The following is a 21,136-nucleotide window of genomic DNA, read 5'->3' on the forward strand; positions in this document are numbered from 1 at the left end:
CTGTATGCGAGAGGCACCCGGGGCAGCGGCTCGCACGCCGCGGACGCCCGATACCCTCCTCCGATATGCGGATCCTCGGCGCCGACCTCGCGACCAACCGCCTCCGCACCAGCGTGAAGTGGCGGGCCTTCCCACGCGATGTCCTCCCCCTGTGGGTGGCCGAGATGGATGCGGTGCTCGCTCCCCCGGTCGTCGCGGAGGTCACTGCACTGATCGCGCGCGGCGACACCGGGTACGCCTGGCCCGAGCCCTATGTCGAGTCGTTCGCGGCCTTCGCCGACCACAGGTGGCAGTGGTCGGTCGACTCCGCAGACGTCCGTGTCGTCGCCGACGTCATGGTGGGCATGGAAGAGCTGACCCGCATCCTGCTGCCCGACGGCGGTCGCGTCATCGTCGACGACCCGGTCTACGACGCGTTCGCCCTCCACGCCGCGGCGATCCTCCGCGATCTGGGGCAGGTTCCGCTCACCGCCGCGAACCGGCTCGACCTCGACGCCCTCGAGGCGGCCTTCGCCACGAGCGCGCGCGACGGCGTCCCCTCGGTGTACTGGCTGTGCAACCCCCAGAACCCGACCGGAACCGTTCCGACCCGCGCCGAGCTCGAGGAGCTGCGCGACGTCGCGGCGCGCCACGATGTGCGCGTTCTGAGCGACGAGATCCATGCTCCCCTGTGCATCGACGATGATGCGTTCACCCCGTATCTGAGCGTCGACCCGCGAGGACTCACGGCGACCTCGCCGTCCAAGGCGTTCAACCTCGCCGGGCTCAAAGCCGGACTCGTCACCGCCGGACCGGAGGCCCGAGACGTCCTGGGTCGGCTGCACCCCGTGGTCTCCTATGCCGCCAGTCACGTGGCCGTCCGCGCTCACACCGCCGCCTACCGCGACGGCGGACCCTGGCTCGACGAGGTCCGCGGCGAGCTCTCAGAGAACCGCGCGCTGGTGCGCCGGCTCCTCGACACACGGCTGCCCCAGGTGCGGTGGGCGGCGCCCCAGGCAACCTACCTGGCCTGGCTCGACGTCGGCGGGCTCGGTCTGGGGAGCCGACCCGCGCATACTCTCGTGTCCACCGCGCGGGTCGCCCTCGGCGAGGGGACCAACTACGGACCCTCGGGGGTGGGGCATGTGCGGCTCAACCTCGCCACCTCGCCTGGGATCCTCACCGAGGCCGTCGACCGGATCACCGGTGCGCTGGAGGCGCGCACCGGCTGAGTCTCGCTCAGACGTTCCGGCGGTACTGGCCACCGATCTCGAAGAACGCCTCGCTGATCTGTCCGAGCGAGCAGTAGCGGACGGCGTCCATGAGCGCCTCGAAGACGTTTCCGCCGGAGGTCGCCGTCACGCGCAGACGCTCGAGTGCCGCGGGAGCCTCCTCGCGGTTGCGCTCGTGGAACGCCTCGAGCCGGGCCAGCTGGGACTGCTTCTCGTCCTCGGTGCCGCGCGCCAGCTCGACCTCGGTTGGGGCACCCCCGGCATCGTCGGCCAAGAACGTGTTGACGCCCACGATGGGCAGCGACCCGTCGTGCTTGCGCTGCTCGTAGAGCATCGACTCGTCCTGGATCCGGCCCCGCTGGTAGCCGGTCTCCATCGCCCCAAGGACACCGCCCCGCTCGGCGATGCGGTCGAACTCCTGCAGGACCGCCTCCTCGACGAGATCGGTCAGCTGTTCGACGATGAACGACCCCTGCAAGGGGTTCTCGTTCATCGAGAGGCCCCATTCGGCGTCGATGATCATCTGGATCGCCAGGGCCCGGCGCACCGAGTGCGCACTCGGAGTCGTGATGGCCTCGTCGTACGCGTTGGTGTGGAGCGAGTTCGCGTTGTCGTACAGCGCGCACAGGGCCTGCAACGTCGTGCGAATGTCGTTGAAGTCCATCTCCTGGGCGTGCAGCGAGCGACCCGACGTCTGGACGTGGTACTTCAGCTTCTGCGAGCGGTCGTTCGCGCCGTACCGCTCCCGCATGGCGACGGCCCAGATCCGGCGAGCCACCCGGCCGATCACGGTGTACTCGGCATCCATGCCGTTGGAGAAGAAGAACGACAGGTTGGGGGCGAAGTCGTCGATGTCCATCCCTCGTGCGAGGTAGGCCTCGACATAGGTGAAGCCGTTGGCGAGAGTGAAGGCGAGCTGACTGATGGGGTTCGCCCCAGCCTCGGCGATGTGGTACCCGCTGATGGAGACAGAGTAGAAGTTGCGCACCTGGTGCTCGATGAACCACTCCTGGATGTCCGCCATCGCCCGCAGGGCGAACTCGGTGGAGAAGATGCACGTGTTCTGTCCCTGGTCTTCCTTGAGGATGTCGGCCTGAACGGTGCCGCGGACCGAGGACAGGGTGCGCGCTCGGATCTCGTCCCGCTCCGCCTCGTCGGGGTCGCGCCCCTCCTCGGCCCGGAACGCGTCCAGCTGCTGGTCGATCGCGGTGTTGAGGAACATCGCGAGGATCGTCGGGGCCGGACCGTTGATGGTCATCGAGACACTCGTCGTCGGAGCGACGAGGTCGAAGCCCGCGTAGAGGTCCTTCATGTCGTCGAGCGTCGCGACGGACACTCCCGAGGTCCCGACCTTGCCGTAGACGTCCGGACGGGGCGAGGGATTCCGGCCGTAGAGGGTCACCGAGTCGAACGCGGTCGAGAGCCGAGTCGCCGGCTGACCCTGGGAGAGCAGGTGGAATCGCCGGTTGGTGCGGTGCGGGTCACCCTCACCCGCGAACATGCGCGCCGGGGCCTCGCCGCTCCTCTTGAAGGGAAAGACACCCGCCGTGAACGGGAAGAAGCCCGGCAGGTTCTCCGAGCGGAGGAACCGCAGCAGCTCGCCCTGGTCCGCGTCCCGCGGAAGGGCGACCCTCGGCACGTGGTTGCCGCTCAACGTCTCCCTCGTGAGAGGGGTGTGGATCTCTCGACCTCGCACGACATACACCTGTTCATCCCCGGTGTAGCGCTCCCGGATCTGTGGCCACGACGCGAGCAGTGCGCCGGCCGGGCCCAACGTCTGCTCGCGCTCGGCCCGCATCCGGTCCAGGGCCTCGGGAGCCGCGGCACCGAGCAGGTCCGCCGTCGTCGCCAGGTGCTGCGCCTCGCGCGCCACTCCCACGAGGCGACTCGTCTCGGCGTGGTAGCCCCGGACGGTCTCGGAGATCTCGGCGAGGTACCGCTCGCGCCCGCGCGGCAGAACGCTGGTCAGGCCGGTCGAGACCCGGGTGTCAACGGTGGGCAGATGTCCGTCGAAGTCGCGCAGACCATGGCGCCCGAGCTCCGATCGCAGCGCGTGGTAGAGGGCGGTGACTCCGTCGTCGTCGAAGCGGGCCGCGCTCGTGCCGAACACCGGCATGTCCTGCCACGAGGAGCCGAAGGCCTCGCGGTTGCGCACCATCTGTCGGGCCACGTCCCGACGGGCATCCTCGGCACCGCGGCGCTCGTACTTGTTGATCGCGACCACGTCGGCGAAGTCGAGCATGTCGATCTTCTCGAGCTGACTGGCCGCGCCGTACTCGGGTGTCATGACATAGAGGCTGACGTCGACGTGCTCGGTGATCGCGGCGTCCCCCTGTCCGATGCCGGGCGTCTCGACGATGATCAGGTCGTAGCCGGCCGCGCGGCAGGCCGCGGTGACGTCGTCGAGGGCCGGGGGTAGCACCCCGCCCGTCGAGCGGGTGGCCAGGCTACGGAAGTAGACGGTCCCCTCGCTGATGGAGTTCATCCGAATGCGGTCGCCGAGGAGTGCACCTCCTCCGCGCCGCCGTGTGGGGTCCACGGCGACGACGGCCACGCGGAGCTTGTCCTCGCTGTCCCGCCGGAGCCGACGAACGAGCTCGTCCGTGAGGGACGACTTGCCCGAGCCGCCCGTTCCGGTGATCCCGAGCACGGGCGCGTGATGTCGCTGCGCCGCCGACCGCAGCCTGCTCAGGTCGTCCTCGGCGAGAGAGCCGGCCTCGAGTGCGGTGATCACCCGCGCCAGAGCACGCTCCTCGCCGGCCAGGAGCGCCTCCACAGGCGCCGGCTCGGCGGCGAGGTCGACGTCGCAGTCGGCGATGAGCCGGTTGATCATGCCGGGCAGGCCGAGGCGCTGCCCGTCCTGCGGACTGAAGATGTGGACCCCTCGTTCGCGCAGCAGGTCGATCTCGGAGGGGACGATGACGCCCCCTCCACCGCCGTAGACACGGACGTGTCCGGCGCCGCGTTCGCGGAGCCGGTCGACGAGATAGCTGAAGTACTCGACGTGCCCGCCCTGGTAGGACGAGACGGCCACGCCCTGGACGTCCTCCTGGATCGCCGCGGTGACGATCTCGTCGACGCTCCGGTCGTGACCCAGATGGACGACCTCGGCCCCTTGAGTCTGCAGCAGCCTCCGCATGATGTTGATCGCGGCGTCGTGACCGTCGAAGAGACTCGCCGCCGTGACGAAGCGCACGGGGTGACGGGGGACGTGGAGGTCAGCGTTGGCCATGCTGCCAGAGTAGCCGCGAAGATCATAGGACGTCCAACTATCGGATGATCGATCTCTGCCGCATAGACTGACGATCATGACGCGGCGCGAGCTCCCCCTCGACCCGATCCGGGAGGCGGAACGGCTGTGGACCGAGCACGGGTGGCCGGATTCTGCCCCGGGCATGGCAGCCGTGACCTCACTGATGCGCGCCCACCAGCTGGTCCTCTCCCGCGTCGAGGCGGTCCTCAGGCCGCTCGACGTGACGTTCGCACGCTACGAGGTGCTCATGCTTCTCGTGTTCTCCCGTCGCGGAACGCTGCCGATGAGCCGCATCGGCACCCGACTTCAGGTCCACCAGACGAGCGTCACGAACGCCGTGGACCGGTTGGAGCGCGCGGGACTGGTGCGACGGGTGCCTCATCCGTCGGACCGGCGGACCACACTCATCGAGATCACGCGGGCCGGGCGTGAGGTGGCCGACACCGCTACGCAGCGGCTCAACGAGACCGTGTTCGCGAACCCCGGACTCACGCGACGCGATACCACGACGCTCGTCGACATCCTGGCGCGGCTGCGGCGGCAGGCCGGGGACTTCGGCTGACCGTTGACCTCCGGCCGGTGCTCGGCCCATCCGCGCACGCTGTCCCCAGTGGAGGACGCGAAGCGCCTAGCTGCGGGCCTGGTGCGCCGCCTCGAGCAGCGCCATGAGGTACCGCTCGGTGATCCGGTCTTGGATCCTGGAGTTGAGGGGCCCTCCGGCCAGGGCCAGCAGGGACGCTCGCCGTGTGAAAGACCGGACGGTGAAGGTGACGACGTCACTGTCGTCGATGTCGACGAGGAACGCCTGCTCGCCCCGCTCCGGGTGACCCTGGAGCGTCCCGTAGGCGAAGCCGCGCCGGTCCGGCTCGTCGACGACGGCGACGACCCGGTTGGCTCCGTCGACGTGCAGCGGACCGACCGTCAACCGGACCACGGCGACCTCATCGGGCTCGGCCCTCTCCTCGGAGGCGAGGACGGTCAGACCGGCCCCTCGGTGGATCTGCCAGGACATCACCGCGTCCGCGGCGCGGTCGAACGCCTCGCGGCCCTTTCCGACCCTCACCCGGCGCTCGCTGTGCCGATAACCCTGGGGCATCTCCGCGTCCAGCGTGGCGCCGACCTCCGGATAGCTCAGCCGGGCGTCCAGAGCACGGCGGACCTCGACTGGCAGGTGGGTGGTCACCTCCACATGCTACGCACACGTGGTCGGGGTGCGGTGTGGGGTGGGTGGGCCTCGGATGCCCTCGTCAGGAGAGCGCCTTCTCCTTCAGGCGCTGGAACTCCTCGGTCGTGATGGCCCCGGCGTCCAACATCGACTTGGCCTGGGCGATCTGGTCCGCGGGCGTTGCCGAACCGGCGACCTGCTTGATGTAGGCGTCCTGCTGCTCACGCATCCGTTCGACGCTGCGAGCCTGTCGCTCGGCCATGCCGCCACCTTTGACGATGAGGTAGACGAGCGCCGTCAGGAACGGAAGGAAGATCAGTGCGGCGATCCACAGCGCCTTCTGGATCCCCGAGGACTCCGGGTCCCGGAACAGGTCGGCGATGATGCTGAACATGACCATGAGATAGGCCACGAAGGCGAAGCTGATCAGAATGAACCACACGATGTCCCAGAACGACACTGTCGAACTCCTCTGCTCGATTCCCGGTCGGTGTCAGTGTGCGGTCTTCGACGGCGGACCGCCTCACCTGAAACGGGTGTCCACGCTCGAAGAGACGGGCGATCGGCCGTCACTGCTCAGGGCGCCGGTGGTGGATCGGCGAGCAGGCTTCTGAGCGGACGAAGCCCCACAAGCAGGCCGTACCGGTCGTAGTAGGCGAACATCGCCGACAGCCAGGTCCGCTCGCGGTCGTCCAGGCCGTCCATCGTCCCGCCGTCCGGCACACGCTCGGCCGTCACGCCGGCCTCAGCTGCGAGGTCGGCGACCGATGCCTGTCGGGTGGCCAGCTCGTAGGTCGCTCCCGCGTGTCCCGGCTCCACCAGAACCGTGGCCGCAGCGCGGCCCAGGTCGACCAGGTCGAGGAACCCGAAGCGCCGGTCGACCCGGTAGGGCACCCGGACCGGTCGGGACAGGTCCAGGTTCTGCAGGTACGCGCCGGGCTGGAGGATCGTCCATCGCAGGCCGCTACGGCGGACGAGGTCCTCGCCGACCGCCTTGCCGAGATGGTGCGGCATGTCCGGCGCGTACGGTGATGCGACCGAGTGATAGACCACCCGGCCGACGCCCGCCTCTCGAAAGGCATCCAGAGCCGCTCGCACGTAGGCGGGCTCGTCGGGATGGAGGTTGGGTGCGATCAGGTATGCGACGGTGCAGTCCTGCAGGGCCGTCACCAGGTGTGGCCAGTCGGCCCTGCCGAGGCTCGTCGACGGCGCGCCGCGCTCCGCGAGGCCTGCCGAGACGGCTTGCCCGGTCTTGCCGTGGCCGCCGATGATCGCGATACGCATCGGTGCATTGTCGCACCGGCCCGGGTGGCTCAGTCCGGCTCGGTGTTTCCGGGTCGGGCGTCCTCGGGTGCGGTCTCCTCGGGTCGGGTGTCCTCCTCCGCCCGGACGAGTACCGCGACGGTCTCGCCACTCCCGCCCAACAGCTCGAGGCGGTCAGCGCCGATCCGGAAGGCCGCGGTCGCGGAGAGGGCGGCGAAGAAGCGGCTCTCCTCGGACATCGCGGTGGCCGGACCGGCCATTCGCGTCGCGGCCACCCCACCGAAGGTCAGCGAGACCTCCCCGTCCGTCTCGTACGTGCCGCGGAACCGGTTGACTCCTCCGGTCCCGAAGATCGCGCCACCGGCGAAGGTCAGCACTGGTACCGCACGTGCATCGGCAGACACCTGGGCGTCGGACGGCATGGTGACGGACTCGAGGATCCAGCGGCCGTCGAGGTGCGACGGAGAATCTTCCGACGCCATGCCGCTGTCCGTCACGTCGCCGGCCACCTCAGGCCTCCTCACGGGGAGCCGCCCAGGTGCGCGGGACGTCGGCCCCGCCCTCCTCCGAGACTCGGGCGCCCATCTTGACGTAGGTGGCACGCGGCATCACCTTGCCGGCGACCAGTGCCTGTCCCTGGCGGAACGAGGTCGCCCCCGCCATCAGTCCTTCGGGCACGAAGGAGAACACGCGACTGAGGTCGGCGACGTCGGCGCGGGAGTTCATCCTCATGAGCAGCAGGTTGTCACACTGGGACACGACATTCTCGTGAACCTTGTGCGGTCGTTGGGTGGAGGTCAGTAGATAGAGGCCGTACTTCCGGCCCTCGGCGGCGATCTGGACGGCCTTCTCGGCGGCCAGCAGGGTGACCGGGTCGAGAGCCTCCGCGGGGCAGATGTTGTGCGCCTCGTCGATGACCACGAGGCACGGCTCGCGCGACAGCCGCGACTCCCACAGGGTGGAGAGGACCGCCTGCGCCACCAGCCGTTGTTCCTGCGGGGTGTCCAAGGAACCGAGGTCGACGACGGTGCACCGAGCTGACGGCCGGCGGATCTCGTCGATGAGGGACGGGAGGTCGGGCGACCAGACACTCCAGTCGAAGACTCCCAGGTTCATGGCCCGGAGCCCGAGGTCTCGGGCTCCCGGCGCGTCCGACTCGAGCAGCTCCGACGGCCCGCTGACCAAGGCTTTGCCCTCCTCCCGGTGCGCGAGCAGCTCGGCGAGGCGCGCATACTCGTCGCGGTCGCGGATCGGGTCGAGCCCGAGCACGGCCGCTTGAGCGGCTCGGTCGAGGTCGGCGAACCGCAGCCGCAGCGGATGGGTCGCCTCGGGATCGTTGCGCCAGACGTCGACCTGCGTCGGCACGCTGGCATAGCGTTCCGCGAGCGCGCCGTCGACCCCCTCCCTGATATCGCCCAGACCCACGTAGTCCGAGTTCGGGTCGAGGATGATGACGCGAAGGGTCGTCTCCGCCAGGACCCTCTCGAGGAGCAGCCCCAGGGAGTACGTCTTCCCCGATCCTGACTGTCCGCACATGAAGGTGTGCCGATCCAGTCCGCCGCTGTCGAGGGTGGCCGGCACCCCGGGTGCGAGGAGCAACTCGCCGACGTCGAGGCCCGCGTACCGTGTGGGGTTGCGGGCGCACCATGCGGCGACCTCCTCGGACGTGGCCGGACGGACCGCCTCGGCGTGGAAGGGACGACCCTCGCCCTCGAGGAGGAGGCCCGATCCCTGCGCGAGCTGGACATGAACGCTGGCGCCCGGGGCGAGTGCACCCTCGCTCGCATCGATTGATCCCACCCGCAGGTCGGTGACCTGACCGAGCCGTGCCTCGTCAGTGGCTCCGATCACGACGTAGCCACCCCGCGTGAGATCGAGGTGGTACAGCGATGACTGAAGGTCGAAGGTGACCCCGTCGACGGAGGTCGCGAGCGGGAGGATGCTGCGTTCGATGCCCTCCCTGATCGACCGGTACTCGGACAGGACCTCGCCGAGGTCGGACCCCGACAGGGGGCGCGGTTCAGCCGGCGTGGTGGGCCCGGATGTCATTGTGGCTCCTCGGTGGGTCGGATCACGGCAGCGTGGGACTGAACGGTCGCAGGTTCTCACTGGCCCCGTCAACGGTCAGGCAGGAGCTCTCGGGGACCTCGTTCCAGGCCCCCTGGAGATCGCCGAGCGGTTCGGAGACCACCAGTCGGGCGTCGTCCGAGAGATCGTGCAGGGCGGGATGGTCGGGGTACTGGTGCCGGAGGGTGGAGACGTCGGTGCTGTGGAACAGCGACCGCGATCGCCGCTCGGTCGAGTAGCGGAAAGCCCACGTGGTCACGCCGTCGGTCGTCGCCACCGTCATCTGCACCGGCTCGGCGATGCCGTGGCGCCGCCCGGTCGCCTCGACCAGACCCACGGCGCGGCTCACCGCGGCGGGAGGGTCCTCCGAGAGGCCGTAGGTGAGTGCGAGGAAAAACAGCATCTCCGAGTCGGTCGAACCCTCGATCAGATGGAAGAGGGCGGGGTCGACCTGCATGGCCAGGTCCCGCTTCATCAGGGGGAACCCGCTGAGCACGCCGTTGTGCATCCACAGCCACCGATCGTGGCGGAACGGGTGGCAGTTCGTCTGCTGCACGGCCGATCCCGTCGACGCGCGGATGTGTGCGAAGACCCGTCGTGACCGTGCGAGGGCCGAGAGCTCGCGAAGGTTGCGGTCGTTCCAGGCCGGCTCGGTGCTTCGGAACAGTCCGGGAATCTCACCCTCGCCGTACCAGCCGACCCCGAAGCCGTCTCCGTTCGTCGTCGTCGCGCCGAGCTTGGAGTCCTGGCTCTGGACGACCAGGGAGTTCTTGGGCTTGAAGAGCAGGTCCTCCAGGAGCACCGGGGAACCCGAGTAGGCGAGCCAGCGACACATGCGACGACCTTTCGTGAGGCGGCGAACTCTCCACAGTCTCTCGCCGTACCTCTGTCTGTCGCCTCACCTGTCATGGGTGAGGTACCAGCGAGAGCGGGAAGGCCGGACTGCGCCGAAGTCGGATGTCGCCGAAGTCGGCTGTCTGGGGGCCGTAGAAGATCATCCTCGGCGGGTGATCCAGGGTTCGAGAGCCGTCATCAGCATGAAGAGTGAAAGAGCCGCCAGCAGCATGAGAAGTGAGTGCGGGATCAGGAGGTCCAGGCATGGAACGGCGGACGTCCGACAAACCTACGAAGGGTCGGCACGTGGCTGCGGTGTCGGTACGACGCTTGGGTGGATCGCTCTGCGCCGTCCTGCTTATCGCTCCGCTGCTGTCTGCCTGCGGTGATACGTCCAACCGCGACCTCTGTACCCAGTACGAAGGACTGGTGGCGGCGGCGGACGAACTGCGCACTGTGGACCCGGTGACTGCCGACGTCGAGGAGCTCCGGGCGGCCGCGGACGAGGTCAGCGTCGCGCTCGACCAGTTCCAGGCCGTGTCCGAGGGTCGCTTCGACGACGCGATCACTCGGATGCGCGACCGGGTGAACGACATGCGACAGACCGCAGTGGCGGGTGCGGAGGCCGTCGAGGCGGCTCGCCCGCTCATCGAGGCGGACCTTGCCGAGGTCCGCTCGGCATGGTCGGCGATTCAGGACCGGATCGAGACGCAATGCCCCGCCGAGTAGGACGACCTACGCGAGATCAAGGAGACATCTGATGGACATCACCTTCGTGCTCGAGGCCCTGGTGGTGCTGGGCGCCATCGTCATGGGCACCAGAGCCGGCGGCGTCGGCGTCGGTCTCTGGGGCGGCTTGGGCGTCTTCGTCCTCGTCTTCATCTTCGGTGAGGCTCCGGGCGCGCCGCCGGCCGCGGCGATGGCCATCATCCTGGCCGTCGTCACAGCGGCAGCGCTGATGCAAGCGGCGGGCGGAATCGACTGGATGGTCTACGTTGCCGCCAAGGTCATCGAGAGCCGGCCCAAGCAGATCACCCTCATCGCGCCGCTCACGGCGTTCCTCTTCTCGATCGGGGCGGGGACGAGCAACATCATCTATCCACTGCTGCCGGTCATATACGACGTCTCGTACAAGAACGGCATCCGTCCGTCTCGTCCGCTCACGGTCACGGTCGTGCAGTCCGGGATGGCTCTGGCCGCGTCGCCGGTCTCGGCGGCGATGGCCGCCATGCTCACGTTGACCGATGTCGCTCCGTACAACCTCGGACTGACCCAGATCCTTGCCATCACAATCCCAGCGTGCGTGATCGGCATCGTGGCTACCGCTCTCCTGGTGAACCGGATGGGCAAGGAGCTCGAGGAGGATCCCGTCGTCCAGGCCAAGATCGCCTCGGGTGAGCTTGCGCACTGGCAGGCCGTCGCCCAGCCTGCCGCCGCCCGTATCGGGGGCGGCGGCACGGATGGCGCGGATGCTCCCGTCGACCAGGCGCCCGCTCCCGAGTCCGGTGCCGCAGCCTCCTCGGGGCTCACGTACACGGCCCAGGGGCGCAACTCGGCTCTGACCTTCTTCTTCGGCGTGATCGCGATCGTCCTCTTCGGACTCTTCCCAGACCTGCGCCCGGCCTTCGCCGGTGAGGACGGCCAACCGGTTCCCATCGACATGACGACGACGATCGTCATGGTGATGTTCGTCATCGGCGTGCTCATCCTGTTCATCGGGCGGCCCGACGTGAAGACGGTCCCCGACATGTCGGTGTTCAAGGCCGGCATGATCTCGGCAATCGCACTCTTCGGAATCGCGTGGCTGACCGCGACGTTCATCGCCGCCCACGAGGCCTTCATCGTCGAGACCATCGGCGCCTGGGTGACCGACTGGAAGTTCCTGTTCGCCCTCGCCGTGTTCCTCGTCGCGGCTCTGACCACAAGCCAGTCGACGGCGACCCGCACGATTGTCCCGATCGGCCTCGCCGCGGGTCTCGCACCCGGAGTCGTGACGGGCATGTGGGCCGGCGCGCTCGGCGGCGTCTACACGCTTCCGGCGAACGGCACCCAGATCGCAGCCGCCAACTTCGACCTCTCGGGCACGACGAAGCTCGGATCCAAGCTCTTCGATCACAGCTTCTTCGTCCCGATGCTCATCATGTCGGTCATCACGATCGCCGTCGGCGCACTCATCGGCGGCGTCTTCTTCTGAGCCTTCGCCCGTCGACCCACAATCGGAAAGGAATACCTGAATGAGTTCCACCGAAGCCGCCCAGAAGGTCGCCGACCTGATGCCCGGTCTCATCGCCGACCTCGAGAGGCTGGTGGCGATTCCCTCGATCGCCTTCCCCGGCTATCCGTCGGAGCCGGTCAACCAGATGGCGGAGGAGGCGTTGCGGATGTTCCGCGAGGTCGGGTTCGACACTGCCCGGCTCATGGACGTCCCGACGGGTTACCCGCCGATCTATGGCGAGCTCGCAGGGCCGGAGGGAAGCCCGACGGTCGTGCTCTATGCCCACTACGACGTGCAGCCTGCGCCTCCCGAGCAGGGATGGACGAGCGATCCGTGGAGCCCAACCACGAAGCAGGACGGTCGGATCTACGGCCGTGGCGCCGCCGACGACAAGAGTGGTCTGGTGGCCCATCTCGGGACGCTGCGGTTCTTCGACGGGAAGCCGCCGTGCACCCTGAGGCTGATCCTCGAAGGCATGGAGGAGACCGAGAGCAACCTCGAGGCCTTCGTCGAGGCTCATCCGGATCTCTTCGAGTGCGACCTCTTCGTCATCTGCGACATGGGCAACCTCCGGGTCGGGGAACCCGTGCTCACCACCGCTCTGCGGGGCGACGTCGCCTGTGTGGTGACGGTGCGCACCCTCAAGCACCCTCTCCACTCGGGTGTCTTCGGAGGACCCGTTCCTGACGCCATGATGGCCCTCGCGCGGCTCCTGGCCACCCTCCACGATGACGAGGGCAACGTTGCTGTCGCGGGCGCTTCCAGCCGGTCGTGGAGCGGTGGGGACATGAGCGCGGAGGACTTCCGTGCCAGCGCAGACGTCCTGGACGGCGTCGCGCTGACCGGAACGGGGACCATCGGCGACCGGCTGTGGTCACGGCCTTCGATCAACGCCATCGGGATCGACATGACGAGCATCGCGGGCTCCTCCAACGTGCTGATTCCTGAGGCCAGGGCGAAGATCTCCATGCGCATCGTGCCCGGCTCGGACCCGGCTCGCGAGCTGGACGCCCTCGTCGAGCACCTCGAGGCGAACGTCCCCTGGGGCGCCCAGATCGAGATCCAGCGGACGAAGGAGGCACCACCCTTCGAGTGCGACACTGGCGGACCGGGGTATGCGGCGGCTCGCTGGGCGCTGGCCGAGGCCTTCGGCAAGACGGCCGGTGAAGCCGGATCCGGTGGGTCGATCCCCCTCCTGCGGACACTGCAACAAGCCGCGCCCAAGGCGGAGTTCGTGCTCTGGGGCCCGGAGGACGTGGCCCTCTCACGCATCCACTCCTCCGACGAGAGCGTGGACCCGGCCGAGATCGAACGAATGGTGCTGGCACAGGTTCTCCTGCTCCAGCGCCTCGCCGAGCGGACGCCATAGTCCGCGGACTCGATCTCGCCCGAAGGAGATGCCCATGACCCCGTCGTCGACGTTCGAGCAGGACGAGAACGGCGGGGTCGTGTGGATCCCTGAGGGCACGACGTTCGGCTTCGATGACCTCGTCTTCTACCGCGGCAAGGGGCAGGTGCCCTTCTCGGACGTCGCGGGGCGGATCGATCTCGTGCTGACCGGTCCGCACGCGACAGCAGCGATCCCACGCGAGCTCCAGCCGTTCCTCGAACCGACGCTCATCGAGCGCGAACAGCACGACTTCTCGGACATGACGACGAGCGACCTGTGCAAGCGGTGGGCCGAGGTCGACGAGAGGGTGGTGTACGTCGAGTTCCCCCATCACCGCATGCTCTTCGACCCCAACCGCGACTGGCCGCAAGATCCGGAGGCCGGACTACGGGGGTTCTTCGACCGTCAGGACGCGCAGGCCCGAGGTGAGAAGGTCGGCTTCAATGGGGTGGATGCCATCCGGCCGACCTCCTTCAGCGGTGTCCCTTTCCTTCGGCGTCCGAGCGACGACGCCCACTGGCGTGCCCTCATGGGCACCATCGACGACCTCGGGTCACGAGGCGCGAGGGTCTACGCGACGATCCGGGACCAGGTCGTCACCACCGTGTTCGACGCCAAGTGCGCGCGCCTGCATGCGCTCGACATGGACGCCGTATCGGTGGCCGATTTCAACAGCGCTCGCATGCTGCACGTCCAGTGCGTGCACGACACCATGAACGCGACAGTAGGTGAGGGCGGAGCAGTCGACCGGGACAAGCCCCGCAGCGAGTGGCTTCCGCGGATCGTGTCCCTCGGGAACCGGGGTGACGCACGCGGTGAGCCGCGCCCGCCGGCCGGGGGTGGCAGGCTGCCGTGGATCGACGTACCCATCATCGACGGGCCGCAGTTCAGAAGCCTCCAGCGGGCCCTGGCGATCGCGTTCGAGGTGCCGCCGCCTGACGTGGAGGCTGAGTTGGCCCTGAACACCCCGTACCTCGGTGCCTTCGAGTGTCAGGCGATGGGGCGCATGCTGCGCTCACTCGAAGCGCAGGGAGTCGTCCGCCACACCAGCGATGAGAACGTCCTGCGGATCCGGACGGGCGCCTACCAGGCAGAGTTCCGGCGCGAGACACTCCTCGGCGAGCGGAACACCGCATACCTCCGTCGTCCGGGCTCGGACTGGCCGGCGACGGACGAGGTGAACCACACCGACCTCACCGCACGCCTCAGGCACGCCTACGACATCCTGCGCCGCTGGGACTTCGACGTGCCCCCGAGCAGCGCCTACGTCGCCCCTATGTTCCGCTGACCGGCCGCTGCGTCCCGCCGCTCCCCGGTCGCTCGTCCCCGCTCGGTTCGGGTCCTTGCGGCGCTCTGGGCTGCCAGTCGTAGATCACCGAGGTCCGCAGCACCATGTCCTGGACAGAGCGGTTCTCCCGGCTGACCGCGACCCAGAGCAGTCCGATGGGGAACACGGTGCAGAAGAGCGAGCGCACCAGAGCACCGGAGAGGCGTTGTCGGCGTCCACGGAAACTGACCACCCGCAGCCCCATGACGCGTCCGCCGTAGGTCCGCCCGACCAGCCACCAGGCCAGGGTCTGGTAGACCACAAGCACAGCGAACGCCGACGTCAGACTGAAGAGCAGACCGACGTCGGGGAAGCTGAACTGCCGGGGATCGATGAGGAAGAGGGTGATGCTGAAGGCGGCATACCCGGCCAGGAGGAGAGTCGTGACCACCGCTCCGTCGATGGCCGCTGCCACCATGCGCGTCACCACGCCGGCCCGCTTGCCCTGGTACGGTCGCGCCTCGCGCGGAACCGGAGATAGCGAGCCGTCGGACATCATTCCCCCTGCCCTCCCCGGCGGGTATGGACCGGCGTCCCTCCCTCTGCGTCGCCGGGCTGGCTCGGAGCCTGCGTGACCCGGTGCCTGCGCCGCAGAAGCAGTCGATCCACCGCCCGACTGACGGCCTCGTCCGCGGCGATGCCCTGCATCCGGGCACCCTGCACGGTGTCGGACGCCATGGAGCCGGTCGACTCGCGGATGATCTCTGGCAGGTCGACGCCCTCGATCACCTCGCCCGCCAAGCCGACGAGATCGATGTGGTCGAGGATCGCCGCGACCACCGCGTCCAGGTCCACCCGCTCCAGGACGATCCTGGTCAGATCGATCCGGTCCAGGACGACGTCCATGTCGATCCGCTCGATGACGCCCTCCATGTCGATTCTGTCGAGCACGCTCTCCATGTCGATCCGGTCGAGCACGCTCTCCATGTCGATCCGGTCGAGCACTGCGTCGAGGTCGACCCGGCTGACCACAGGGTCGACATCGACCTGGTCCACGATCGCGGCGACGTCGAGTCGGCCTGCCGCGGCGTCGAGGTCCACGCCCGCGACGACGCGGTCCAGATCGACGTACCGGAGCACGAGCTCGGTAACCGCTGCCCGACGCAGGATCTCGGCGAGCACGACCGGCACAAGGGCATCGAGCCCTCTGGCCAGCTCGACACGGAGGGCGTTGCGATGCCGCTGCCCATCGCGGGCCAGCGATTCGAGCACCCGTCGGGGGTTCAGCCGAGGAGGGAGCCACGAGGGGTCGAGGAGTGCCCGACCCACCGGCTCCAAGGCCGACGCCGCCCGGCGCGTCGTCCCCGCGGCGGCACCGAGGAAGAGACCGGACACCGCGAGAGCGACCGCCACCGGGTCGATGTCCTCCCGATCCTCGCTCACGGCACACCTTCGGTTCGTTCGTGGCACGTCGGACCCCGATGGGCGTCCTCGCCGGATCGTCCGCGTACACCGCGGGCGACATATTCATCGCACACCCTGGCCTCGTCCCCCGAATCACCCGCGCGGGGTGACTCATGCCGACCCAGATCACCGTTCGCCGGACACGGAGTCGGCCTCTCGCCTGAGAACGCTCGGGCGTCGCGGCATCCGCACCGCCCTCGACGGGTTCACCCCTGCCGGGTGATGACTTCGGTGTGCTCTCGACGCAGCGTGGAGTCGTGGTCACGCACTCGGTCCAGATCAGTCCAGGCAACGACGGCCAGCCGAACGCCAGTCCAACAGCCGCCACCTCGACGGACGACGCCCGGGAGCTGGCCCGGTTGCGGGCCCGGGTGGCAGAGCTGGAGGCGGCTCAGACCGCGGCTTCTCCCCAGGCTCCCACCGGCCGTCACGACAGCACACGGTCCTTCGTCTCGGCCGTTCTCATCATCATCGCGTGCCTGTTGGCTCCGGTCTCGGTTCTGTCCGTGTGGGCAAGCACGGTCGTCTCCCAGACAGACCGCTATGTCGAGACGGTCGCCCCGATCGCCGACGACCCGGGCGTTCAGGCGGCCATCGCGGATGAGGTGACCGCCGCGGTCATGGAGAACCTCGATGTCGCCGACGTGACGACTCAGGCCCTGCAGGTTCTGTCGGAGCAGGAGAACATGCCGCCGCGCGTCGCTGCCGCCCTGCCCGCTCTGGCGGGTCCGCTCACACGCGGGATCGAGGACTTCACGCGCACGCAGACCGGCAACTTCGTCGCCAGCGACCAGTTCCAGATCGTGTGGGCGGAGGTCAACCGCATCGCGCACGCTCAGCTGGTGGACCTTCTCGAAGGTGACACCAGTGGCGCGATCACGGCGCAGAACAACCAGATCACCCTCAACCTCGGCCCGGTGATCGAGGAGGTCAGCGCACGCCTGGTCGACCAGGGGTTCGAGCTGGCAGCCAACGTCCCGGCCGTGGACCGGACCTTCGTCCTGGCCGAGTCCGAGGGCATCGGCCAGGCACAACGCTTCTACGGTGTCCTCAACACGCTCGGGGTCTGGCTCCCCATCGTCGCCGTCGCGCTCCTCGCCGCGGGGGTGCTTCTCGCCGCAGACCGACGTCGGGCGCTTCTTCGAGGATCCTTGGGGGTGGCGGTCGCCATGATCGCTCTCGGCGCCGGACTGACACTGGTGCGCACGTATTACGTGGAGACCACACCGGCCGACATCCTGACGGCGGACACGGCCGGCAACGTCTTCGACATGCTCGTCCGGTTCCTGCGCACCAGCCTGCGGGCGACCGGCGTCCTCGCCCTGCTCGTCGCGCTGGCCGCCTTCGTCACCGGGCCCGCACCGTTCGCGGTCCGGATACGGTCCGTCGTCGACCGGGGCATCGGCCACGCCAGAGGCAGCGCCGATGACGCCGGCTGGCATCTCGACACCGTGGGGCGGTGGGTCTACCGGTACAAGAGCACACTCTGGATGATCACATTCGTCGTCGCCGGACTCGCACTGATGTTCTGGGACAGCCCCACGGTCGGAGACGTCGTCCTGGTCGCCCTGATCGTCATCGTCGTCCTGGCCGTGATCGCCTTCCTGGGACGCCCGCCCCTGGTCCGAAACGTCGGTGAGGAACCGACCGAACGACTGCCGATGGGGTCGTCCGAGTCGGCCCAACCCGACGACTTCGAGAAAAGGTCATCTCTCGCGGGTGAGGCGGCCACCCCCTCCGAAGCCGTAGAAACGAAGCCGTAGAACACAGAACAGTCAACAGCGGCCCCAGCGGCGCTGAGGAGGAGGCACCATGTCAACCACACGCACGAGCTCCACGGCACAGCGGGAGTACAGCGCGGGAGCGGTCGGGCTCATCGTGTTCGCTGCAACGGTCATGATCATCGGCGGAGTCATGCAGGCCCTGCAAGGGCTCGTCGCTCTGTTCAACGACACGTTCTACGTCGTCGGCGAGGAGTACCTGTTCCAGTTCGACGTCACCGCCTGGGGATGGATCCACCTGCTCCTCGGCATCGTCGTCGCCGTTGCCGGCTTCTCGCTCCTCCAGGGCGCCACGTGGGCCCGGGTCGTCGCCATCGTCGTGGCCTCGGTCAGCATCCTCGTGAACTTCGTCTGGATGCCGTTCTACCCGCTGTGGAGCATGATCATCATCGCCCTCGGCATCGCCGTCATCTGGGCTTTGTCGATGCACGGCCGAGACGTTCTCGGCGAGTAGTCTCGACCAACCACCACACCACTGACAGGAGCAACCCAGTGAGCACGACACCTGAAGTGCACGGCCCCATCGACTATGTCCTCATCGAGTTCCCGGCGGATCGCCTCGACGGCTCAGCCGGATCGGCGCTCGTCGACCTGGTCGAGTCTGGCGTCATCCGCCTGCTGGATCTCCTCGTGGTGAGCAAGTCGGCGGACGGGACCGTCGAGGCCCTCGAGGTCACCGACCCGACAGGCCCTGGGGCCGGCTTCGCATACTTCGCGGGCGCCCGCTCGGGGTTGCTCGGGGAGGACGACATGCACGAGGCCGCCGGCGCCATGGGCGCCGGAACGGTCGCCGCCCTCATCGTCTACGAGAACAGCTGGGCGATCCCGTTCGTTGGTGCCGTCCAACAGAACGGTGGCGAGCTCATCGCCAGCGCCCGCATCCCGGCGCCGCAGGTGATGGCAGCGCTGGAGGCGCTCGAGGCCGAGGACTGAGGAGGAACGATGCCGGGCTTGATCCGAGGTGTGGCCCGCACGGCCGTGGTCGCCGGCACTGCAAGTGCCGTGCACGGTCGGGTTCAGAGGCGGCAGGCCGAGAAGTTCGCCGACCGGGACGCAGCGGCCGCTGCGCAACGGAATGCGGCCTACGAGCAGGAGGTTGTCTACCAGGCCCCACCGCCGCCCCCTCCCCCGCCCTCCCAAGCCTCTGGCGCGGCGGCGACTGACGTCGTCAGCCAGCTCAAGGCCCTAGCGGAGCTGAGGGACCAGGGCATCCTCACCGAGCAGGAGTTCGCTGCTCAGAAGTCGAAGATCCTCGGCGGGTGACCGGCCAGGATCCGCAGGACCGGGCTCGGGCCGGTCTCGAGGCACGTCGACGGGTCCCGCCCGAGGCGCATGCCGCACTCCCCACAGCGGATCGTCCCGGCCCGGTCCACATCCTGAGCGAGCAGAACACGACCAGGGTCCCGGAGTTGATCGAGATCCGTCACACTCGGATGTCGGCGTCGCCGTTCACGTTCTACCGCGGCGCGGCCGCCGTCATGGCCGACGACCTCGCCCGCACGCCGGTCTCCGGGATCGACGTCAGGCTCTGTGGTGACGCGCATCTGGCCAACTTCGGGATGTTCGCGTCCCCGGAGCGCGCCCTTCTCTTCGATATCAACGACTTCGATGAGAGTTACCCGGGTCCGTGGGAGTGGGACCTGAAGCGGCTCGTCGCGAGCCTGGTCGTCGCGGGACGGGACAACGAGTTCTCGACGAAGCAGACCCGCGCTGTGGTCGTCGCGGCGGTGCGCAGGTATCGCGATGCAATGGACTCGTTCGCGGGGATCGGCAATCTGGCTCTCTGGTATGCGCGAGTCGACCTCGAGGGGGTCGACGGACTTTTCGGCGATCGGCTCGACCCGAGGATGCGCAAACGAATGGTCAAAACGACTGAGAAGGCCCGCCGCCGGGATCATCACCGCGCCCTCGACAAGCTCACCGAGGTCGTCGATGGTCATCGACGGATAGTCAGCGACGCACCCCTGATCGTCCCGGTGTCCGAGCTCGCCCAGGGACTGGACCGGCGCGAGATCGAGGACTCGGTCGCCGACATCCTCGACGGCTATGCCGGCTCTCTCCGGGAGGACCATCGCCGACTGATCGGTTCCTACACCTTCGTCGACATGGCGCGCAAGGTCGTCGGCGTGGGGAGCGTCGGCACACGGTGCTGGATCGTCCTCCTCCGTGGGCGCGACGACGACGATCCTCTGTTCCTCCAGGTGAAGGAGGCACAGGAGTCGGTCCTCGCGAAGCACCTCGACGCCGGCCGGAAGCCGTATGACAACGAGGGTCAACGTGTCGTCACAGGGCAACAGATCATGCAGGCGGCCAGTGACATCTTCCTCGGATGGCACCGAGTCCTCGGGCTTGACGGTCGCGCGCGAGACTTCTACGTTCGTCAACTCCACGACTGGAAGGGCTCTGCGAACGTCGACACACTTGCTCCGGACGGGATGAGGATGTACGGCGAGCTGTGCGCGTGGACCCTGGCCCGCGCGCATGCACGCTCTGGCGACCGTCTTGCGATCTCCGGATACCTCGGTGAGGATGACGCCTTCCCCCAGGCTCTGGCGGAGTTCGCCCACTCCTATGCGGACCTCAACGAGCAGGACTACACGCGATTCTCGGACGCTGTGGCGAGTGGCTCATTGGCGGGGGAGCTCGGCGGCGAGGCCTGAGCCCCCGGAGAGAGGCCGCCCTCCGAGCCTCTCACTCGGCGTCAGTCGAGTGCGGCGTTGACGTGCGATGGAGTGCGGCGCGTCGCTCACTCATGCGGTCTCGAACCAGGTTGACGACGCCCGCGATGAACACGAGGTTGAAGATCATGTGCGCCGTGACCAAGACTCGAGAAAGCTGGCCCGTCGGGTGGACGTCGCCGTAGCCGACCGTCGCAGCAGTGGCGGTGGCGAAGTACAACGCGTCCACTCGGGTGCTGAGCCCGCCGAACTGTCCCGCGTCGTTCGTGGCGATGACGTAGTACGCGAAGGCGAACACCACAAGGGAGATCTCCAGCGCGATGATGAAGTGTCGCCCCACCAACCGCCGTGCACCGCGCGCCTCGGCAACGACCACCGCAACGACGCCGACGAGTGCCGCCGCACTCAGAGTGACACCCAGCAGCACTCCGATCGGAGCCCTTTCCGCATCGACGGGGACGACGAAGTAGAGCACGAGGATCGCAACCGGCATCACAACTGCCCGTGCCGCCGGCCGCGTCACGATCGAGCGGGCGGTCATGGCCTCT

Annotated in this window: 21 protein-coding genes; 11 read left to right on the forward strand and 10 right to left on the reverse strand. The window is 68.3% G+C overall.

Going from position 1 to position 21,136, the window contains the following annotated elements; translation table 11 throughout:
* The first annotated feature begins 65 nt into the window (after positions 1-65).
* Positions 66-1,211, forward strand: a complete 1,146-nt coding sequence (locus GA707_RS15355) for a MalY/PatB family protein (RefSeq protein WP_152179318.1) — start codon at positions 66-68, stop codon at positions 1,209-1,211.
* A 7-nt stretch (positions 1,212-1,218) separates the two neighbouring features.
* Here the strand turns inward: GA707_RS15355 and icmF are convergent, their stop codons facing one another.
* Complete coding sequence (icmF, locus tag GA707_RS15360) at positions 1,219-4,443, reverse strand: fused isobutyryl-CoA mutase/GTPase IcmF (protein ID WP_152179319.1); 3,225 nt, start codon at positions 4,441-4,443, stop codon at positions 1,219-1,221.
* A 76-nt stretch (positions 4,444-4,519) separates the two neighbouring features.
* On the opposite strand from icmF, the gene GA707_RS15365 reads away from it, so the two are divergent.
* On the forward strand, positions 4,520-5,026 hold the full coding sequence (locus tag GA707_RS15365) for a MarR family winged helix-turn-helix transcriptional regulator (RefSeq protein WP_152179320.1): 507 nt from the start codon (positions 4,520-4,522) through the stop codon (positions 5,024-5,026).
* 66 nt (positions 5,027-5,092) lie between these two features.
* Here the strand turns inward: GA707_RS15365 and GA707_RS15370 are convergent, their stop codons facing one another.
* From GA707_RS15370 to GA707_RS15395, 6 genes are all read right to left on the reverse strand, one after another.
* Positions 5,093-5,647 (reverse strand): DUF1990 family protein, encoded by a 555-nt coding sequence (locus GA707_RS15370; RefSeq protein ID WP_226963846.1) that lies wholly within the window; start codon positions 5,645-5,647, stop codon positions 5,093-5,095.
* A gap of 64 nt (positions 5,648-5,711) precedes the next feature.
* The gene (locus tag GA707_RS15375; RefSeq protein ID WP_193315360.1) at positions 5,712-6,089 is read right to left on the reverse strand and encodes an SHOCT domain-containing protein; all 378 of its coding nucleotides are present in this window, start codon (positions 6,087-6,089) and stop codon (positions 5,712-5,714) included.
* A 116-nt stretch (positions 6,090-6,205) separates the two neighbouring features.
* Positions 6,206-6,913, reverse strand: coding sequence for an SDR family oxidoreductase (locus GA707_RS15380; protein ID WP_152179321.1), 708 nt, complete (start codon positions 6,911-6,913; stop codon positions 6,206-6,208).
* 29 nt (positions 6,914-6,942) lie between these two features.
* The gene (locus tag GA707_RS15385; protein WP_152179322.1) at positions 6,943-7,401 is read right to left on the reverse strand and encodes an META domain-containing protein; all 459 of its coding nucleotides are present in this window, start codon (positions 7,399-7,401) and stop codon (positions 6,943-6,945) included.
* A gap of 1 nt (position 7,402) precedes the next feature.
* On the reverse strand, positions 7,403-8,941 hold the full coding sequence (locus GA707_RS15390; RefSeq protein ID WP_152179323.1) for an ATP-binding protein: 1,539 nt from the start codon (positions 8,939-8,941) through the stop codon (positions 7,403-7,405).
* Between the two features lie 22 nt (positions 8,942-8,963).
* Complete coding sequence (locus GA707_RS15395) at positions 8,964-9,794, reverse strand: class II glutamine amidotransferase (protein ID WP_152179324.1); 831 nt, start codon at positions 9,792-9,794, stop codon at positions 8,964-8,966.
* 464 nt (positions 9,795-10,258) lie between these two features.
* Between GA707_RS15395 and GA707_RS15400 the strand changes: the two genes are divergently transcribed.
* The 4 genes from GA707_RS15400 to GA707_RS15415 are packed head-to-tail and all read left to right on the forward strand — an operon-like array spanning position 10,259 to position 14,686.
* Positions 10,259-10,522 carry a hypothetical protein gene (locus tag GA707_RS15400; RefSeq protein WP_152179325.1) on the forward strand — a complete coding sequence of 88 codons (264 nt, stop codon included), beginning with the start codon at positions 10,259-10,261 and terminating at the stop codon, positions 10,520-10,522.
* Between the two features lie 31 nt (positions 10,523-10,553).
* A complete protein-coding gene (locus GA707_RS15405; protein ID WP_152179326.1) occupies positions 10,554-11,987 on the forward strand; it encodes an anaerobic C4-dicarboxylate transporter family protein in 1,434 nt (477 codons plus the stop codon).
* Between the two features lie 40 nt (positions 11,988-12,027).
* Positions 12,028-13,377 carry a M20/M25/M40 family metallo-hydrolase gene (locus GA707_RS15410; RefSeq protein WP_152179327.1) on the forward strand — a complete coding sequence of 450 codons (1,350 nt, stop codon included), beginning with the start codon at positions 12,028-12,030 and terminating at the stop codon, positions 13,375-13,377.
* A gap of 34 nt (positions 13,378-13,411) precedes the next feature.
* Complete coding sequence (locus tag GA707_RS15415) at positions 13,412-14,686, forward strand: N-formylglutamate amidohydrolase (protein ID WP_193315361.1); 1,275 nt, start codon at positions 13,412-13,414, stop codon at positions 14,684-14,686.
* Here GA707_RS15415 and GA707_RS15420 read toward each other — a convergent pair.
* A complete protein-coding gene (locus GA707_RS15420) occupies positions 14,673-15,224 on the reverse strand; it encodes an RDD family protein (RefSeq protein WP_152179329.1) in 552 nt (183 codons plus the stop codon). The genes GA707_RS15415 and GA707_RS15420 overlap by 14 nt on opposite strands.
* The gene (locus tag GA707_RS15425; protein WP_152179330.1) at positions 15,221-16,108 is read right to left on the reverse strand and encodes a hypothetical protein; all 888 of its coding nucleotides are present in this window, start codon (positions 16,106-16,108) and stop codon (positions 15,221-15,223) included. The genes GA707_RS15420 and GA707_RS15425 overlap by 4 nt, the downstream gene beginning before the upstream one ends.
* A 278-nt stretch (positions 16,109-16,386) precedes the next feature.
* Between GA707_RS15425 and GA707_RS15430 the strand changes: the two genes are divergently transcribed.
* Genes GA707_RS15430 through GA707_RS15450 form a run of 5 tightly spaced genes read left to right on the forward strand, consistent with a single transcriptional unit; the run spans position 16,387 to position 20,570 of the window.
* Positions 16,387-17,892, forward strand: coding sequence for a hypothetical protein (locus GA707_RS15430; RefSeq protein ID WP_152179331.1), 1,506 nt, complete (start codon positions 16,387-16,389; stop codon positions 17,890-17,892).
* Positions 17,893-17,941: 49 nt separating this feature from the next.
* Positions 17,942-18,364 carry a hypothetical protein gene (locus GA707_RS15435; protein WP_193315363.1) on the forward strand — a complete coding sequence of 141 codons (423 nt, stop codon included), beginning with the start codon at positions 17,942-17,944 and terminating at the stop codon, positions 18,362-18,364.
* 38 nt (positions 18,365-18,402) lie between these two features.
* Positions 18,403-18,843, forward strand: a complete 441-nt coding sequence (locus GA707_RS15440) for a DUF6325 family protein (protein WP_152179332.1) — start codon at positions 18,403-18,405, stop codon at positions 18,841-18,843.
* 9 nt (positions 18,844-18,852) lie between these two features.
* Positions 18,853-19,173 carry an SHOCT domain-containing protein gene (locus tag GA707_RS15445; RefSeq protein WP_152179333.1) on the forward strand — a complete coding sequence of 107 codons (321 nt, stop codon included), beginning with the start codon at positions 18,853-18,855 and terminating at the stop codon, positions 19,171-19,173.
* The gene (locus GA707_RS15450) at positions 19,170-20,570 is read left to right on the forward strand and encodes a DUF2252 domain-containing protein (protein WP_152179334.1); all 1,401 of its coding nucleotides are present in this window, start codon (positions 19,170-19,172) and stop codon (positions 20,568-20,570) included. Before GA707_RS15445 ends, GA707_RS15450 begins: the two co-directional genes overlap by 4 nt.
* A gap of 31 nt (positions 20,571-20,601) precedes the next feature.
* Here the strand turns inward: GA707_RS15450 and GA707_RS15455 are convergent, their stop codons facing one another.
* The gene (locus tag GA707_RS15455) at positions 20,602-21,129 is read right to left on the reverse strand and encodes a potassium channel family protein (RefSeq protein WP_152179335.1); all 528 of its coding nucleotides are present in this window, start codon (positions 21,127-21,129) and stop codon (positions 20,602-20,604) included.
* Positions 21,130-21,136: the final 7 nt, after the last annotated feature.

It is taken from the genome of Nostocoides sp. F2B08 (genome assembly GCF_009184895.1).
Classification (GTDB): domain Bacteria; phylum Actinomycetota; class Actinomycetes; order Actinomycetales; family Dermatophilaceae; genus F2B08.